This window comes from Methylobacterium sp. 190mf, from assembly GCF_900107945.1.
Lineage (GTDB): Bacteria > Pseudomonadota > Alphaproteobacteria > Rhizobiales > Beijerinckiaceae > Methylobacterium.
In genome coordinates, this window is sequence record NZ_FNVI01000017.1 from 14,472 (window position 1) to 30,315 (window position 15,844).

A 15,844-nucleotide genomic window follows, 5' to 3' on the forward strand; every position below is an offset into this window, starting at 1 on the left:
AGGGTACAACGTGTTGATGAACGGGCCGCCCGGCTCGGGCAAGTCGATGCTGGCGGCGCGTCTTCCCTCGATCCTGCCACCGCTCACGCCGCGCGAGCTGCTCGACATCTCCATGATCCAGTCGGTGGCGGGCGCGCTGAAGGACGGGGCGCTCTCGAACCGCCGGCCGTTCCGGCAGCCGCACCATTCCGCCTCGATGGCGGCCCTGGTGGGGGGCGGCCTCGGGGCGCGGCCCGGTGAGGTCTCCCTGGCCCATGGCGGCGTGCTGTTCCTGGACGAGCTCCCCGAATTTTCCCCGCAGGTGCTCGACAGCCTGCGCCAGCCGATGGAATCCGGGGCGGTGATGATTGCCCGGGCCAACCACCGAATCACCTACCCGGCGCGGTTCCAGCTGGTCGCGGCGATGAACCCGTGCCGCTGCGGCCACGGTCTCGAACCGGGCTACGCCTGCCGGCGCGGGCCGAACGCGCGCTGCATGGCGCAGTATCAGGCGCGGATCTCCGGCCCGATGCTCGACCGCATTGACCTGCGCGTCGAGGTGGCGGCGGTGACGGCCGCCGACCTGATCCTGCCCGCGCCGGCCGAGGGCTCCCGCGAGGCGGCCGCCCGGGTGTCGGCGGCCCGCGCGCTCCAGGGCGCGCGCTACGCCGCGCGCGGCCTGCCGGAATCCACCACCAACGCGACCTGTCCCGCGACGCTGATCTCGGACGTCGCGAGCCCCGACGCCGACGGGACGGCGCTGATCCGCCAGGCGGCCGAGAGCATGCGCCTCTCCGCCCGCGGCTTCCACCGGACGCTGCGCGTCGCCAGGACCCTGGCCGACCTCGACGGCGAGGCGCAGGTCCGCCGGCTCCACCTCGCCGAGGCGCTGTCGTACCGCGGCCGGGGCGACAGCGCGGCGGCCGCCGCTTGAGCGCCGGACCGCGCGGCCCGGCCGACCTGACGGTCACGATCGGCCAGCACAGCAGCGCCGGCGGCAAGGCCGCCAACCAGGATTTCAACGGCGCGCTGGTTCCCGTCCAGCCGGCGCTGGGCCTGAAGGGGATCGCGGTCGCCCTCGCCGACGGGATCAGCAGCAGCGCGGCGGGCGCGGCGGCGAGCGAGACCGCGGTCAAGAGCTTCCTCAGCGACTACTACGCCACGCCGGACACGTGGTCGGTGAAGACCTCGGCGCAGCGCGTGATCGCGGCCACGAATTCCTGGCTCTACGCCGAGACGCGGCGCGGCGCCGATCCGAACGATGCCGACCGGGGCCACGTCACGACCTTCGACGCCCTCGTGCTGAAATCCCGCGTGGCCCACCTCTTCCACGTGGGCGATGCCCGGATCTGGCGGGTGTCCGGCCGGTCGCTCGAGCAGCTCACCGAGGACCACCGGGTCGTCGTCTCCGCGGCGGAATCGTATCTCGGCCGCGCCCTCGGAGCGCAGGGCCGCGTCGAGATCGACTATCACGCCGTGGGCGTCGAGGCCGGAGACACCTTCGTGCTGACGACGGACGGCATCCACGAGCATGTCCGGCCCCGCGACATGGTCGCGGAGATCGCTGCGGCCGAGACCCTGGACGCCGCCGCGCGGGCGATCGTCGAGATGGCCCTGGCGGCCGGCAGCCCGGACAACCTGACGATCCAGATCGTGCGGGTCGAGACCGTGCCGGAGGGCGAGCCGGCCGACCTCCTCGGCGAGGCCGAGGGGCTGGACCCGGCGCCGCTCCTCGACCCGCCCGCGGAGCTCGACGGCTTCCGCCTGCTGCGGATCCTCCACTCCGGTCCGCGCAGCCGCGTCTACTTGGCGGTCGAGGCGGAGACCGGCGCCCAGGTCGCGCTGAAGGTGCTGTCGCTGGACCTGCGGGACGATCCAGCCCAGCGGAAGCGCTTCGTCATGGAGGAGTGGATCGCGCGGCGGATCGACAATCCGCACGTGCTGAAGGCCCATCCCCAGGCCGGCCGCCGCAGCCACCTCTACACGGTGATGCGCTACGTCGACGGCCAGACCCTGACCCAGTGGATGCGCGACCACGCGGCGCCCGAGCTGGAGGCGGTGCGGGGGCTCGTCGAGCAGCTCGCCCGGGGCGTGCAGGCCTTCCATCGGCGGGAGATGGTCCACCAGGACCTGCGGCCCGACAACGTCCTGATCGACCCGGCCGGCACCGTCCAGATCATCGATTTCGGCGCGACCCAGGTCGCCGGAGTCGTCGAGGGCGACCCGCGGAACGACCCGGCGGAGATCCTGGGCACGGTGCAGTACACGGCGCCGGAGTGCTTCCTCGGCGCCCCGGGGACCGCCCAGTCGGACGTCTTCGCGGTCGGCGTGATGACCTACCAGATGCTCACGGGGCGGCTGCCCTACGGCGACGCGGTGCCCCGGGCCCGGACGCGCGCGGCGCAGCGGCGGCTGCGCTACGCGTCGGCGCTGACTGTGCGCCCGCTGCTGCCGGTCTGGGTCGACGGCGCGCTGCGCAGGGCCGTCCATCCCGATCCGCAGCGGCGCTACGCGACCGTGTCGGCCTTCGTCCACGACCTTCGCCACCCCAACCCGGCTTTCACGGATGGCCGGCGGGCGTCGCTCCTGGAGCGCGACCCGCTGCTGTTCTGGCGCCTGCTGTCGCTGGTGCTCGGGCTCGTCGCGCTGGTGCTCGCGGCGATCCTGATCGCCGGCCCGCGTCGGTGAGCCCCGGCTCGCGCCTTAGGGATCCAGCTCCGGGTAGCGGCGGAAGATGCCGTCCTCGTTGGACGGGATCCGGCGCGCGCTGGCGAGGTAGGCGGCGAGCCGCGGGCGCCGCGCCACGGTCTCGTGGAGCCGCGCCACCTGCGGGGTCCTCCGGAGGGCCGCGGCGGTGGCCTTGGGGAAGGCGTAGAGCAGGCCGTCGACGAGCTGGAACAGCGACAGGTCGGCGTAGCAGAGATCCGCTCCGACGAGGCGGCGGCCGCCGTTGGCCGCAAGCACGCGTTCGAAATAGCCGAGATATTTCGGGATGCGCTCGCCCCGGAATTCGGCCGCCCGGCGCAGCGCCTCGGCCTTCTGATCCGCGTAGTACAGGCCGACGCCGACGGGATGGTGGGTGTCGTGCGCCTCGTCGACCGCGTCGGCGACGGTGAGCTGGAGCTGATGGGTCCAGATCCGGTCGCGCTCCGACGGGCCCACGAGCCCGAGGCGCGGTCCGAGATAGAGCAGGATCGCGGCGCTCTGCCCGACGACGACGTCGCCGTCGCGCAGGAAGGGCGGTGCCAGGGGCGGTCGCGGATCGGAGGGGTCGGACAGTCGGTCGAGCATCGGTCCGATGCCGCCGGAATCGTCGTCCTGGCGGGCCACGTCGACGTAGTCGGCGCCGGCCTCCTCGAGGGCGAGGCGGACGAACTCGCCGCGCCCCTGGATCATCGGCCAGTAATGGAGCTCGTAGGGCATCGCCGCCTCCGGGTCGGGGAAGGCGCGGCGACCCCGGACGGTTCCCGCTCAGTTGTTCTCGGCCGGCTCCTCCGCCGAGGCCTTCTCGAGCGGCGGCTCGGCGCTGGCGACGGCCTTGCGGGCGAACATCGGCTGAAGGCGCTCGGCGAGCTGCTGGTCCAGATGCTTGACGTACGCGCCCTTGAAGTAGCGCTCACCGGTCTTCGCGCCGTAGAGGTTGTCGTGGGTCCGGATCATCGCAGCGACCTCCGGGCGGCACAGGAAGCCCGTGATGCCGACGGCCTCGTACCAGCGGCCGGCGCGCGCCTCTGCCGTCGCCTTCGGGTTCGACAGCACCGTCTCGGCGAAGCACGCGGTGGCGGCCTGCCGCAGCGGCGCCAACACCTTCTCGGCCTCCGCCGCGTTCACCTTCGGGGCGGCCGGGTGCCGGTGAGGCCGCGCCTCGGCGGCCGAGACGAGCGCGAGGACGGCGAAGGTGGCGAGGATCGAAGTCTTCATACGGGCGGCCTCGTCGGGTGTCCGAACCGTGTTCAGCTCTCGCTCATGATTGCGTCGGGATCGGGGCTGGCGGTTCGGTCCGGGTGCCCGATTCCGGGCAAGATCCGGGCTGTTTCGCGACGGCCACAGCCGCGCTCAGCCGCGCCGCTCCGCGTTCCAGTGTCCCCGGCAGGCCAGGGCGCAGGTCGAGACCCAGGTTCCGGCACCGAAGCCGTCCGAGCCCAGGCGTCCCCGCACGTCGGCGGTGGCGGCGCCGTTGGAGATCGAGCCGCGGATCGCCCCGTTCCGCGCGACGCCACCCTCGACCACGAAGGCAGTCCCGATGAAGCGCGCCCGCCCGCGCTCGATCCGCACCGGGTAGCGGTAGGCACGGTCGCAGTTCCCCGTCTCGGTGATGATCTCGACGCTCCAGGTGCCGTCGAACCGATCGGGCAGGGCGGCGGCGCGGGGGGCGGACGCGGCGGGCAGCGTGCCGGCGAGGAGCAGGGCGACGGCGATGCGGGGCGTCATGCGGATCCGGAGTGCCTAGAGCTTCGGGGAGACCGGCGCCCCGTCAGCGCGGGGCCTGCGGCGCGGGCGTTCGCATGGCCGCACGGAGTGCCGCGTTGAGGAGGGCGAGGAGGTCGCAGCCGACATGCAGGAAGGCGGCCACGCCCGCCTGCTTCAGCGGCTCGGCCAGATCCGTCGGCTTCCCGGCGAGGTAGACCGGTCCGGCGCCGGCCCCGGTCAGCGCCTCCGCGGTCGCGACCGCGCGCTCGGCGTAGATCCCGTCGGTGGAGCAGATGCAGGCGAGGCTCGCGCCGGACTCCCGGAACGCCGCCGCCGCCGCCTCGGCATCGGGGAAGCCCTCGTTCGACAGAGCCTCGAGCCCGCCGGCCGCGAAGGCGTTGGCCGCGAAGGTCGCCCGGGCGTTGAAGGCCGCCACCGGGCCGAGATTGGCCAGGAACACGACCGGCCTGCGACCGGTCTTGGCGAGGAAGGCGTCCGAGGCGTCTCGCAGGGCCTCGTAGGGCTCCGCGAGGCGCTGGGACGGCAGCGCGTCGCAGGCGACCGCCGAGCCCGCGCCGAAGTTGGATCCGCGCACCGCCGCCACGGGAGACACGTCGAGAACCGTGACCGGCTTCTCGGGGAGGTTCGGGAATTCGCTCGCCCCGGTGAGCGGTTCGCGGCGGGTCGCCACCGCCTTGGCGCGGGCCTCGCGGGTCACCTCGATCCGCCGCTGGAGCTTGCCGACGCTGAGCGAGGCGACGATGCCGCCCTCGGCCTCGATCGCCTGGAACGCCGCCCAGCCCGCCTCGGCGAGCTCGGCCGTCAGGGCCTCGAAACCGCCGGCGCCGGCCGCGGGGTCGCTGACCCGCGCGAGGTGCGATTCCTCGATGAGCACGATCTGGCTGTTGCGCGCCACGCGCCGGGCGAAGGCGTCGGGCAGGCCGAGGGCCTGCGTGTAGGGCAGGACCGCGACGCTGTCGGCGCCGCCCATGCCGGCCGAGGCCGCCGCCATGCCGGTGCGGAGGATGTTCACGAACGGGTCGCGCTTGGTCATCATCCGCCACGCGGTCTCGGCGTGGAGCCGCAGCGGCTTCGGCTCGAGGCCGCAGGCCTGCTCCACGCGCGCCCAGAGGCGCCGCATCGCGCGGAACTTCGCGACGGTGACGAACTCGTCGGCATCGGCCGCGAGCAGCACGGCGACGCGGTCGCGCGCGCTCGCGAGATCGTGACCGGCCGCTTCCAGGGCGCGCAGGTGGGCGACGGCGGTGGCGAGCACCGCGCCGAGTTCCGCTGCCTCGCCGGCGCCGCCCTCGTGGTAGGGCCGGCCGTCGGCCAGGAAGGCCCGGCCGCGGAATCCCGCCGCCTCCAGCTCGGCCACGGCCTCGGCGAGGCGGGGCGCGATGTCGGTCCAGACGGCTCCGAGGCTGCCGGTGGCGGCCAGGACGCCGACGGGATCGAGCCCCAGATCGACGTCGTAGGTCGACAGATCCTCGCCGCGGCGCTCCGCCAGAGCCTTGACCAGCCGGGCCACCTCCAGGCCGCGGCCGCCGGCATCGATCCGCAGGGCGATCAGCGGCAGCATCACGCCCTTCAGGGCGGCGTCGAGCTCCTCGACGCTCGCCGCGGTGAGACCGTAGCCGCGGGCGCCCGGCGCGCCCGCGAAGGCGAGCACGAGGGCATCGGCCCCGCCCTCGAGGTCGGTGAGCGCCTGCGTGTTGGCGGTTTCGAGGTCGGGATGGTCGACCCGCTGGGCGATCCGCCAGGATCCGGGCTCGCGCACCGGCTGCGCCGCCGGCTCGGCCGGTCCGTAGAGGGGCTCGATCCGCAGGCCGTCGGCCGTCCGCGACACCAGCCGCTTCTCGAAATCGGCGCCCTTCAGGACGCCTTCGACGAGGCCGAGCCAGCGCGCCCGGTCTGCGGGCTCGAAGAGGTCGGCGAGCGGTCTGTCTTCCATCGGTACGTCCCAGGGCGCGGCGTCTTCTGCACCGCTTTCATGCGTTTGCCTCGCACGCCGCTCCGCCGCTGGCAATCGCCCGATGGTTGAGGAAAGCTGAAGCCGCGGATCACCGATTTTTGAGTGATGCGGCGCAGGTGCGGTGAGGGGCACCTGTCAATCCGGATCGCGAGTCCGAGCCGCTGCCGGCGAGCCCGGGCCGACCGAACGGGGCGCTCTCTCCCCGCGTCAGCCGAGGATGATCAGGCCGGCGAAGCCGAGGGCACCGACGATGATCCGCCACCACGCGAACAGCCAGAAGCCGTGCCGGGAGACGTAGTCGAGGAGAAACCGCACCACGAACAGCGCCGAGACGAACGACACGATGAAGCCGATCGCGATCAGCCCGACATCGTTGCTCGACAGGTACTTGTAATTGTCGAGCAGGTCCTTGGCGAAGGCACCCGCCATGGTCGGCATCGCGAGGTAGAACGAGAACTCGGTGGCCGAGCGCTTGTCGGCGCCCATCAGCATCGCGCCCACGATCGTGGCGCCCGAGCGCGAGACGCCGGGGATCATCGCCAGGCACTGGAAGATGCCGATCTTCAGGTCCATCGGCAGCGAGAAGTCGTAGACGTCGGTCTTCTTCACCTCGAGGTCGGTGTCGTCGATGACGAGGAGCACCAGGCCGCCGGCCACCAGGGTCGCGCAGACGATCCACGGGTTGAACAGGTAGGCCTTGATCAGCTTCGAGAAGAGGCCGCCGATGATCGCCGCCGGCAGGAACGCCACCAGGATGCCGAGGACGAAGCGGCGCGCCTTCGGATCGGACGGCAACGCGGTGGCGATCCCCAGGAGGCGGCGGAAATACACCAGCAGGATCGCCAGGATCGCGCCGAGCTGGATCAGCACCTCGAAGGTGTTGTTCGGCGAGTGGAAGCCGATGAAGTGCCCCACCAGCAGCTGGTGGCCGGTGGAGGAGACCGGGATGAACTCGGTCGCCCCCTCCACCAGGGCGAGCAGCACTGCCTTGCCGATGCTTGCCGGATCCATCGCGACGCCCTGTGCCGCGCGCGCGGCGACCCCCGTCGGGCCACCGCCTGCCACGCGAAATGGTTGTACCCGAGGCTTCGCCGATCAGGGTTGACGGGCAGTTACCGGGCCCGGCCGCGCGTGTTAAGGGCTCGGCAACGGTCGGGCAATAACGCTCGGTCCGAAGTCCTCTGCGCCGAAGACCTGCGCTTCAGGACCCACGACGAGCGCGGGACCGGCCGCGCTGGCAGACCGAACGTCCCGCACGGCCTCGATGGCAACCCTCTACCATTTCCCCTTCTGCGCGAATTCCCGTTTCATCCGTCTCGTGCTCGCCGAGATGGGCATGGAGCCGACGCTGTTCGAAGAACGGCCCTGGGAACGGCGCGACGACTTCCTGCTGATCAACCCGGCGGGCGTCACGCCCGTGCTGCTGGAGCAGAACGGGCTCGTGGTTCCCGGCGCCGGCGTCATCGCCGAGTACCTCGACGAGACCCGCGGTCTCGGGCTCTCGGGGCGGCGGATGCTGCCGGAGGACACCGTCGAGCGCGTCGAGGTGCGGCGCCTGCTCGACTGGTTCCTGGTCAAGTTCGAGTCCGAGGTGACCGCCTACCTCGTCAACGAGAAGATCTCGAAGCGCTTCATGTCGGCCAACGAGGGCGGCGGCCCGCCCGACATGAACGCGATCCGCGCGGCGCGGTCCAACGTGCGCTACCACCTCAAATACATCGGCTACCTCATCGCGCGCCGGCGCTGGATCGCCGGCGACAACCTGACCTATGCCGATCTCGCGGCGGCCGCCCATCTCTCCTGCGTCGACTACCTGGGCGACGTGCCCTGGGACGAGGACGAGATGGCGCGGAACTGGTACGCCCGCGTCAAGTCGCGGCCCTCGTTCCGCGCCCTGCTCGCCGACCGGGTGGCCGGGATGGCACCGGCCGCCCACTACGCGGATCTGGATTTCTGAACGCCCGACGGACCTACCACGGCGCCGACCTGCGCCGCCTCGTCGAGACCCGGGCCCGGACGCTCGGGTTCTGCGGCCTGCGCGTGACCCGTCCCGACCGGCTGCCCGACCTGCCCGGCCGCCTGTCCGCCTGGCTCGCCGAGGGCGCCCAGGGCACCATGGACTGGATGGCGGAGCGGGCCGACCAGCGCGCCAGCCCGATCGCGCTCTGGCCCGGGGTGCGCAGCATCCTGGTCCTGGCGATGAGCTACCGTCCGGAGCACGATCCCCTCGACCTCGTGGCGCGCCGCGACCGCGGTGCCGTCGCCGCCTACGCGCAGCGGCGGGATTATCACGAGGTTTTGAAGGGCCGCCTGAAGGAATTGGGCGGGTATCTGTCGGCCAAGGGCGACGTGCGGGTGAAGGTCTTCTGCGACACCGCCCCCGTCATGGAGAAGACCCTGGCGGAGGCGGCCGGCCTCGGCTGGCAGGGCAAGCACACGGTGCTGATCTCCCGCGGGCACGGCAACTGGCTGCTCCTCGGCGCGATCTACACGAGCGCGGAATTCGAGCCCGACCAGCCGGAGCCCGACCATTGCGGCTCCTGCCGCGCCTGCCTGGACGTCTGCCCCACCGACGCCTTCCCGGCACCCTACCGGCTCGATGCCCGCCGCTGCATCTCGTACCTGACGATCGAGCATGCCGGGCCGATCCCGGCAGCGTTCCGGGAAGCGATCGGCAACCGGGTGTTCGGCTGCGACGATTGCTTGGCCGTCTGTCCGTGGAACAAGTTCGCCCGCACCGCGGCGGAGCACCGGCTCGCCGCGCGTGCGGACCTGGCGGCCCCGGCGCTCGCGGATCTCGCGGGCCTCGACGACGCGGCGTTCCGCGCCTTCTTCGCCGGCACGCCGGTGAAGCGTACCGGGCGCGACCGCTTCCTCCGCAACGTCATGATCGCGATCGGGAATTCCGATGACCCATCGCTCGCGGAGGCGGCGGTCGCGCGCCTGCGCGACCCGTCTGCACTGGTGCGCGGCATGGCGGTCTGGGCCTGCGCCCGGCTGCTGGCGCCCGAGGCCGTGCGGGCGCTCGGGCGGCAGCACGGCGATTCCGAGACCGACGCCCACGTGCGAGACGAGTGGCGGGCCGCCACCGGCTTGACGGAACCGCGGACGGACGAGACATCCGCGGCATGAACCTCTTCGTCTTCGGGCTCGGCTTCACGGGCCGCCACTTCGCCGAGCGGGCGCGGCCGCGTTTCGGGACCGTCCGCGCCACGGTGACCGACCCCGCGGCCGCCGACCGCGTCGCGGCGGAGACGGGCTTCGCCATGCGCGCCTTCGGGCCGGAGGCCGACGATCCCCGGATCGCGGCGGATCTCGCCGACACGGACGTGCTCCTCGTCTCGGCGCCCCCCGGCGAAGCCGGCGACCCGGTGCTGGCCCGCTACGCCGACGCCGTCGCGGCGAGCCGGATCCGGTGGATCGGCTACCTGTCGACCATCGGCGTCTACGGCGACCAGGGCGGCGCCTGGATCGACGAGACCACGCCGGCGACCCCGCGCAGCGCCCGGTCCAAGGTGCGCGTCGACGCCGAGGCGGCGTGGCTGGCGCTCGGCGCCGCGACCGGCAAGGCCGTGCAGGTCTTCCGGCTCTCGGGCATCTACGGACCCGGGCGCAACCCGATCGTGAAGCTGCGGGAGGGGCGCTCGCAGCGCATCGTGAAGGCCGGGCAGGTCTTCAACCGCATCCACGTCGACGATATCGCCACGACGCTGCTCGCCTCCATCGACCGGCCGCGGCCGGGGGCGATCTACAACGTCACCGACGACGAGCCGACCGCGCCCCAGACCGTGACCGAGCACGCGGCGGCCCTCACAGGCCTGCCGCTGCCGCCGGAGATCGATTTCGAGACCGCCGACCTGTCGCCGATGGCGCGCAGCTTCTACGGCGAGAACAAGCGCGTGCGGAACCGGCTGATCCGCGACGAGCTCGGCGTCGCGCTCGCCTACCCGACCTATCGCGAGGGGCTCGCCGCGCTCAAGGACCAGCCCTGATCAGGCCTCGAGGTGGCGCGGCCGGACGAGGCGGCGGAGCAGGCCGTCGCGCGGGCCGACCATCATCGAGGCGACGTAGAGCGCGCCGGCCGCCAGCACGATGGCCGGCCCGCTCGGCACGTCGTACCGGTACGACAGGCTGAGCCCCGACACGCTCGCCAGGGCTGCGATCAGCATCGAGACCGGGATCAGCCCGGCCAGGTCGCGGGCCCAGAACCGGGCCGCCACCGCCGGCAGCAGCATCAGCCCCACCGCCAGCAGCGTGCCGAGGGCCTGGAACCCGCCGACGAGGTTCACCACCACCAGCGCCAGGAAGGCGAGGTGGACTGGGCCGCCGCTGCGGCTGACGCTCCGCAGGAACAGCGGGTCGACGCATTCCATCACGAGCGGCCGGTAGATCAGGGCGAGGGCCAGCAGGGTCAGCGTGCTGATGCCGCCGAGCAGCCACAGGGCGGCGTCGTCCAGCGCCAGGACCGAGCCGAACAGGAAGTGCATGAGGTCGATCTGCGATCCGCGCAGCGACACCAGCAGCACGCCGGCCGCGAGCGAGATGAGGTAGAAGGCCGCGAGGTTGGCGTCCTCCCGCACGACCGTCGCCCGGGTGACCGCGCCGGCCAGGAGGGCGACCGCGAGACCGGCGACGAGGCCCCCCAGCGTCATCGCCGGCAGCGACAGGCCGGCGACGAGGAAGCCGACCGCGGCGCCGGGCAGGATCGCGTGGCTCATCGCGTCGCTCATCAGGCTCATGCGGCGCAGCGTCAGGAACACGCCGATGGGCGGCGCCGAGACCGACAGGGCGAGGCAGCCCGCCAGGGCCCGGCGCATGAAGCCGAACTCCACGAACGGCGCGAACAGGGATCCGAGCGGATCGGTCACGCGGCGTCCTCGTGGTGGTGATGGTCCGCGCCGCCGTGATCGTGCGCCGCCGCGACGGCGCGCGGACCGGCGCAGATCGCCGCGCCCTCGTCCCAGGCCTCGGACAGGTTGCGCGCGCGGGCGAGATTCTCGGACGTCAGGACCCTCGCGGTCGGACCCCAGGCCACGGGCTCCCGGGCGAGCAGCAGCGTCGTCGGGAAATGCGCGCGGACCTGCTGGAGGTCGTGGAGGGCCGCGACCACGGTCCGCCCCTCGCCGTGCCACGTGCGGATGAGCGCCAGGAGATCGTCGACCGTCCGCGCGTCGATCCCGGTGAACGGCTCGTCGAGGAGCACGACCGGGCAGTCCTGCAGGATCAGGCGGGCGAACAGGGCGCGCCGGAACTGTCCGCCCGACAGGGTGCCGATCGGCCGAGCCGCGAAGCCGTCGAGGCCGACCGTGGCCAGCGCCGCCTCGATCGCCGGGCGCCGCCGGGTGAGGCTGCGCCACGCCCCCGCGCGCCGCCAGAGGCCCATGCCGGCGAGATCCATGACGGTGAGCGGGAAGCTCCGGTCGATCTCGTCGACCTGCGGCATGTAGGCGAGGGCGCCGGCGCGCTCGATGCGGCCGTCCAGGCAGCGGATCTCCCCGGCCATGCCCTTGAGGAGCGTCGACTTGCCGGCCCCGTTCGGGCCGACGAGGGCGAGCAGGTCGCCGGCCCGCACGGATCCGTCGAGGTGGTGGACCGCCGGATGCCGGTCGTAACCGAGGGTGAGCCCGACGAGGCGGATCGGATCCGGGCGCGCGGTGCTCATGTCGCCAGCGCCCAGGCGATGGTCAGCCAGACCAGCGCCGAGAGCAGCGCGGCGAGCGCCAGCCGCAGGCCGATCCCGCTCTGGAACAGCGATCGCCGCGCCGCGTGTCTCGGGCTGGGAATGGTCGGCACGGGGTCCTCGTCGCGCGCTCACGCCGGCGCGGGCACCACGCGGGGCTACTGGTGCGGTGCTGGGCGGCGGTGATACACTGTAACAAACCCGCGGGACAACCTGCGGATCACGTCTGGAGCGATCATGCACCGTCACGAGGGTCACGACGCGTGCCACGCCGGCACCGGTGACATGCTCGCGCGGGCCGAGGCCCTGTGTCGCGAGCGCGGTCTTCAGTTCACGCCCCTGCGCCGGGAGGTCCTCGAGGCGGTGGCTGAGTCCGCCAAGGCTCAGGGCGCCTACGACATCGCGGAGCGGCTGAGCGCGCCGGGCAAGCGCGTGGCCCCGGTCTCGGTCTACCGCGCCCTCGACTTCCTCATGGAGCAGGGTCTGGTCCACCGGATCGCGAGCCGCAACGCGTTCATTCCCTGCGCGCACGGCCACGCCCCCGGGGAGGGGGTCATCTTCCTGATCTGCCGCACCTGCGGCGGCGTCGACGAGGCCTCGTCGGAGGAGGTCGAGGGCAGCCTGGGGCGCACGCTGGAGCGGGCCGGGTTCACACCGACCCACAGCATCCTGGAGGTCGAGGGCGATTGCGGCGCCTGCCGGGGCCGGAAGCAGGCCCCCTGAGGAGTCCCGCCCGGGCCGAGCCGCCCGGCCATCCGAGCGCGCCTCGCGAACCGGGAGCGCCGGGCGACCCCGGGTGGCGGTCAGAACGCGTTCTGGTAGGCGCGGCGCGAGACGACCGTCTGGATCATGATCTGGATGTCGAACCAGATCGACCAGTTGTCGATGTAGTGCAGGTCGCAGGCAACGCGCCGCTCCATGGCGAGGTCGGTCTGCGTCTCCCCACGGTAGCCGTTGACCTGGGCCCAGCCGGTGATGCCGGGCTTCACGTTGTGGCGTCGCGCGTAGAGGGCGATCCGGCGCTCGAAGCTCCGATCGTGCGCCAGCGCGTGCGGACGGGGTCCGACCAGCGACATCTCTCCGCGCAGGACGTTGATCAGCTGGGGCAGCTCGTCGAGGTTCGTCCGGCGCAGGATCGCGCCGATCCGGGTGATGCGGCTGTCGTTGCGGGTCGCCTGCCGGAAGGCGGCGTTCGGATCCGCCCGCATCGACCGGAACTTGAAGACGCCGAACGGCTGCTGGTTGAAGCCGTAGCGCTTCTGCCGGAAGAAGACCGGGCCGCGGCTGTCGAGCTTGATCGCCACCGCGATCGCGGCGAGCAGCGGCGAAAGCGACACGAGGGCGATGGTCGCCACCGTCAGGTCGAGGGCGCGCTTCAGCATGACCTCGCCGACGTTGAGCGGCCGACGGCCGATGTTGATCCCCGAGACGCCGCCGACCCGGGCGACCTGCAGGTCCGGGAACCGGTCGAGGACCGCGCCGGGACGCAGGTGGAGGGCCGAGGGCACCCGCAGGAAGGCGTCGATGCAGCGCTCGACCTCCGCGGTGTCGGCCCAGGGCACCAGCACGAAGACGTCGTCCGGCCGCAGGAAGCGGACGACGGAGACGGCGAGGTCGAGATCCTCCTGCAACTGGTCGTGGCGCGTGGCCGCGTCGGCGCCGGGGTCGACCCGCCGCAGGTAGCTCGTCCCGATGATCCGCGAGCCGAGCTGGTCGACCTCCTTGCCGGCGTAGAAGCGCGCGATGTCCTCCTCGTAGCCCACGAGGTGGATCCGGCTGGCGGTGGCCGATCCGGCGCTCAGCCGCTCGCGCACGAGCCGGCGCACCGCGGCCCGCGCCGCGATGAGCACCGGCAGGCCGGCGGCGAAGATCCCGAGTGAGACGAGCCGCGAGTAATCGTTGGTCGTCTTCGTCATGAAGCTGACGACGAGCACGGCGGCCCAGGCGATCAGCCAAAGCGAGGCCACCCGCTGGACGCCCGGCTTCTGCGCCATCACGTTCTCGAGGCTGTACTCCTCGCGCAGGACGTTCGTGGCGACGATCACCAGCGCCAGCAGCGCCGACAGCCGCGAGCCGCGGACGAGACCCGCCCACACCGTGCCGTCCTGCGCGAGGACTTGGTAGGCGCATTCGAGGCCCAGCGTGACCGCCACGATCGCCGCGATGTCGGTGGCGGCGAGAGTCATGGACAGGGCGATGCGTGCCAGCGCACGGCCGCGGCGCGGCAGCAGGGCCGACCACACATTGCGGCGGCGCTCCGCCGAGGTCGGCAGCGCCTGAAACGTCTCCGGAAGCCGATCGTGAAACATCTGACCCGCAACGTCCCGTCTTAGTCGGACTCTGTACCAGTCTGAGACACGAAAGGTTTCAGCGCCGCCTGGTGACGGTCACGGAGCAAGCCGCGGGCCCGGCGGGTTCACGATCGCAGTCGCGGATGAGCGCTGCGACTTAGGGCCTGCTTCCGGAGGAGGCAATACATAGTTAATGCTGAGTGACTGTTCGGCGCAGCCGGCCGTCGCGAGGTTTGACGGGGGACCGTTTTCGCCGGAGCTATTTCAATTCACGCGAGTTTCTTTCATCGCGGTTTCAACCGGATCGGCGCCTCGAATGACCCCGGCCGAAGGGCGGCCGGGGTCCGCCGCGTTCAGACGGCGTCCGCGTCCTGGCGCGCATCGGCCGTCCCGCCGACCGTCTGGATCGTCTCGAAACCCTCGAATTGGGGGTGGCCGAGATACAGGGGCTTGGTCGAGGGCACGCGGCCATGCGCCTTGCGGAACTGCTCGGACCGGGTCCAGGCCTCGAAATCGGCACGCGATCGCCAGATCGTGTGCGAGGCGTAGAGCACGTGGTCCTCGTGCTCGGGGCCGCGCAGCAGGTGAAACTCGACGAAGCCCGGCATCTCGCCGAGGTGGCTGTCGCGCCCGAGCCAGACGGCCTCGAAATCCGCCGTCGCGTCCTTAACGACCTTGAAGCGATTCATCGCGATGAACATGCGTGCCTCCTGCGCGGTACCGAACCTACATGCCCCTGTGGTCCTAAGGGGTGCCGCCGCGCGGCGACAAGGCGCACCTCGAAAGCAGCCCTGACCTCCACGTCGACATTTGAGCAACAATGTTGCAAAGATGTGTGGGCTTAAACTAGAAGATGTAACCTTCGACTTGCGAAGCTTGACAACTTGGTGTCCTACTGCGCCCCGGTTCACCTGTGTCGGGATCAGGGCTATAGCCGGACATCGGCACGGAGTACCGGCAACCTGGCGTGCAGGACATGCGACTAAGGGGCGGACGGTGAAGCGGCGCGACAGCGAGGCGAAGACACCCCGTCCGCAGGAGGATGCAGCCCACGCCATGGACAAGGATTCCTCCGGCCAGACGATGCCGAAGCAGACGACGGACGTCGATCGCCTCGTCGGCATCCGGATCACAGCGCTGCGCAAGGCTCGCGGCATGAGCCAGACCGCGCTGGGCAACGCGGTCGGCGTGACCTTCCAGCAGGTTCAGAAATACGAGAAGGGCCAGAACCGGGTCGGGGCCGGCCGGCTGCGCGAGATCGCGCGCCTCCTCGAGGTTCCGGTCTCCGCGTTCTTCGAGGAGAACGAGCCGCGCGAGAACGCGCAGGAGGACGTGTTCGGCTTCCTCAGCGCCCACGGCGCCATCGAGCTGCTGCGCGCCTACGCCCAGATCGAGGACGAGCAGATGCGCCGCGACGTGCTCGCGCTGGTCCGCAGCGCCGCGCGACTCGCGCAGAACCGCGGCGCAACCGCGCCGACGACGGATCCGGCCTGACCGGCGCGCGAAACA

The 15,844-nt window shown here is 71.9% G+C and carries 16 protein-coding genes and 1 pseudogene; 7 read left to right on the top strand and 10 right to left on the bottom strand.

Annotation, left to right across the window (positions count from 1 at the left end; genetic code table 11):
• Window position 1 precedes the first annotated feature (1 nt).
• Window positions 2–913: pseudogene (locus C4T42_RS19815) on the top strand (ATP-binding protein); the annotation flags it as partial.
• Window positions 910–2,667, top strand: a complete 1,758-nt coding sequence (locus C4T42_RS19820) for a bifunctional protein-serine/threonine kinase/phosphatase (RefSeq protein ID WP_103985719.1) — start codon at window positions 910–912, stop codon at window positions 2,665–2,667. The pseudogene C4T42_RS19815 and the gene C4T42_RS19820, both read left to right, overlap by 4 nt.
• 15 nt (window positions 2,668–2,682) lie before the next feature.
• On the opposite strand, the gene C4T42_RS19825 is transcribed toward C4T42_RS19820, so the two are convergent.
• The 5 genes from C4T42_RS19825 to C4T42_RS19845 form a co-directional block, all read right to left on the bottom strand.
• Window positions 2,683–3,402 (bottom strand): glutathione S-transferase, encoded by a 720-nt coding sequence (locus tag C4T42_RS19825; RefSeq protein WP_103985720.1) that lies wholly within the window; start codon window positions 3,400–3,402, stop codon window positions 2,683–2,685.
• A 48-nt stretch (window positions 3,403–3,450) separates the two neighbouring features.
• Complete coding sequence (locus C4T42_RS19830) at window positions 3,451–3,900, bottom strand: hypothetical protein (protein ID WP_091680812.1); 450 nt, start codon at window positions 3,898–3,900, stop codon at window positions 3,451–3,453.
• Window positions 3,901–4,035: 135 nt separating this feature from the next.
• Window positions 4,036–4,410: a hypothetical protein gene (locus C4T42_RS19835; RefSeq protein ID WP_103985721.1), complete on the bottom strand. Its 375-nt coding sequence runs from the start codon at window positions 4,408–4,410 to the stop codon at window positions 4,036–4,038.
• Window positions 4,411–4,453: 43 nt separating this feature from the next.
• Complete coding sequence (locus C4T42_RS19840; protein ID WP_103985722.1) at window positions 4,454–6,343, bottom strand: methylmalonyl-CoA mutase subunit beta; 1,890 nt, start codon at window positions 6,341–6,343, stop codon at window positions 4,454–4,456.
• Between the two features lie 228 nt (window positions 6,344–6,571).
• The gene (locus C4T42_RS19845; RefSeq protein WP_020094652.1) at window positions 6,572–7,375 is read right to left on the bottom strand and encodes an undecaprenyl-diphosphate phosphatase; all 804 of its coding nucleotides are present in this window, start codon (window positions 7,373–7,375) and stop codon (window positions 6,572–6,574) included.
• A gap of 253 nt (window positions 7,376–7,628) precedes the next feature.
• Between C4T42_RS19845 and C4T42_RS19850 the strand changes: the two genes are divergently transcribed.
• The 3 genes from C4T42_RS19850 to C4T42_RS19860 are packed head-to-tail and all read left to right on the top strand — an operon-like array spanning window position 7,629 to window position 10,356.
• Entirely contained in the window at window positions 7,629–8,321 is a 693-nt protein-coding gene (locus tag C4T42_RS19850; RefSeq protein ID WP_020094651.1) for a glutathione S-transferase family protein, read from the top strand.
• Between the two features lie 29 nt (window positions 8,322–8,350).
• Window positions 8,351–9,496, top strand: coding sequence for a tRNA epoxyqueuosine(34) reductase QueG (queG, locus tag C4T42_RS19855; RefSeq protein ID WP_103985772.1), 1,146 nt, complete (start codon window positions 8,351–8,353; stop codon window positions 9,494–9,496).
• Window positions 9,493–10,356: an SDR family oxidoreductase gene (locus C4T42_RS19860; RefSeq protein WP_103985723.1), complete on the top strand. Its 864-nt coding sequence runs from the start codon at window positions 9,493–9,495 to the stop codon at window positions 10,354–10,356. Before queG ends, C4T42_RS19860 begins: the two co-directional genes overlap by 4 nt.
• On the opposite strand, the gene C4T42_RS19865 is transcribed toward C4T42_RS19860, so the two are convergent.
• From C4T42_RS19865 to C4T42_RS32755, 3 genes are read right to left on the bottom strand one after another with little or no spacing between them, the layout of a single operon-like run.
• The gene (locus C4T42_RS19865) at window positions 10,357–11,181 is read right to left on the bottom strand and encodes a metal ABC transporter permease (RefSeq protein WP_051123769.1); all 825 of its coding nucleotides are present in this window, start codon (window positions 11,179–11,181) and stop codon (window positions 10,357–10,359) included.
• Window positions 11,182–11,228: 47 nt separating this feature from the next.
• Window positions 11,229–12,026 carry an ABC transporter ATP-binding protein gene (locus tag C4T42_RS19870; protein ID WP_103985724.1) on the bottom strand — a complete coding sequence of 266 codons (798 nt, stop codon included), beginning with the start codon at window positions 12,024–12,026 and terminating at the stop codon, window positions 11,229–11,231.
• Window positions 12,023–12,157: a hypothetical protein gene (locus tag C4T42_RS32755; RefSeq protein WP_020094646.1), complete on the bottom strand. Its 135-nt coding sequence runs from the start codon at window positions 12,155–12,157 to the stop codon at window positions 12,023–12,025. The genes C4T42_RS19870 and C4T42_RS32755 overlap by 4 nt, the downstream gene beginning before the upstream one ends.
• Window positions 12,158–12,281: 124 nt before the next feature.
• Between C4T42_RS32755 and C4T42_RS19875 the strand changes: the two genes are divergently transcribed.
• On the top strand, window positions 12,282–12,767 hold the full coding sequence (locus C4T42_RS19875; RefSeq protein WP_103985725.1) for a transcriptional repressor: 486 nt from the start codon (window positions 12,282–12,284) through the stop codon (window positions 12,765–12,767).
• Between the two features lie 80 nt (window positions 12,768–12,847).
• Here the strand turns inward: C4T42_RS19875 and C4T42_RS19880 are convergent, their stop codons facing one another.
• Complete coding sequence (locus C4T42_RS19880) at window positions 12,848–14,353, bottom strand: undecaprenyl-phosphate glucose phosphotransferase (protein WP_103985726.1); 1,506 nt, start codon at window positions 14,351–14,353, stop codon at window positions 12,848–12,850.
• Window positions 14,354–14,688: 335 nt separating this feature from the next.
• The gene (locus C4T42_RS19885; RefSeq protein ID WP_042672224.1) at window positions 14,689–15,036 is read right to left on the bottom strand and encodes an antibiotic biosynthesis monooxygenase; all 348 of its coding nucleotides are present in this window, start codon (window positions 15,034–15,036) and stop codon (window positions 14,689–14,691) included.
• Between the two features lie 355 nt (window positions 15,037–15,391).
• On the opposite strand from C4T42_RS19885, the gene C4T42_RS19890 reads away from it, so the two are divergent.
• A complete protein-coding gene (locus C4T42_RS19890; protein WP_020094642.1) occupies window positions 15,392–15,829 on the top strand; it encodes a helix-turn-helix transcriptional regulator in 438 nt (145 codons plus the stop codon).
• Window positions 15,830–15,844: the final 15 nt, after the last annotated feature.

Bases quoted from the DNA above. Each gene is read 5' to 3' on its own strand.
- C4T42_RS19875 (WP_103985725.1), top strand. From the start codon at position 12,282: ATGCACCGTCACGAGGGTCACGACGCGTGCCACGCCGGCACCGGTGAC.
- C4T42_RS19885 (WP_042672224.1), bottom strand. From the start codon at position 15,036: ATGTTCATCGCGATGAATCGCTTCAAGGTCGTTAAGGACGCGACGGCG.
- C4T42_RS19825 (WP_103985720.1), bottom strand. From the start codon at position 3,402: ATGCCCTACGAGCTCCATTACTGGCCGATGATCCAGGGGCGCGGCGAG.
- C4T42_RS19890 (WP_020094642.1), top strand. From the start codon at position 15,392: ATGGACAAGGATTCCTCCGGCCAGACGATGCCGAAGCAGACGACGGAC.
- C4T42_RS19870 (WP_103985724.1), bottom strand. From the start codon at position 12,026: ATGAGCACCGCGCGCCCGGATCCGATCCGCCTCGTCGGGCTCACCCTC.
- C4T42_RS19860 (WP_103985723.1), top strand. From the start codon at position 9,493: ATGAACCTCTTCGTCTTCGGGCTCGGCTTCACGGGCCGCCACTTCGCC.
- C4T42_RS19845 (WP_020094652.1), bottom strand. From the start codon at position 7,375: ATGGATCCGGCAAGCATCGGCAAGGCAGTGCTGCTCGCCCTGGTGGAG.
- C4T42_RS19865 (WP_051123769.1), bottom strand. From the start codon at position 11,181: ATGCGCCGGGCCCTGGCGGGCTGCCTCGCCCTGTCGGTCTCGGCGCCG.
- C4T42_RS19840 (WP_103985722.1), bottom strand. From the start codon at position 6,343: ATGGAAGACAGACCGCTCGCCGACCTCTTCGAGCCCGCAGACCGGGCG.
- C4T42_RS19835 (WP_103985721.1), bottom strand. From the start codon at position 4,410: ATGACGCCCCGCATCGCCGTCGCCCTGCTCCTCGCCGGCACGCTGCCC.
- C4T42_RS19880 (WP_103985726.1), bottom strand. From the start codon at position 14,353: ATGTTTCACGATCGGCTTCCGGAGACGTTTCAGGCGCTGCCGACCTCG.
- C4T42_RS19830 (WP_091680812.1), bottom strand. From the start codon at position 3,900: ATGAAGACTTCGATCCTCGCCACCTTCGCCGTCCTCGCGCTCGTCTCG.
- C4T42_RS19850 (WP_020094651.1), top strand. From the start codon at position 7,629: ATGGCAACCCTCTACCATTTCCCCTTCTGCGCGAATTCCCGTTTCATC.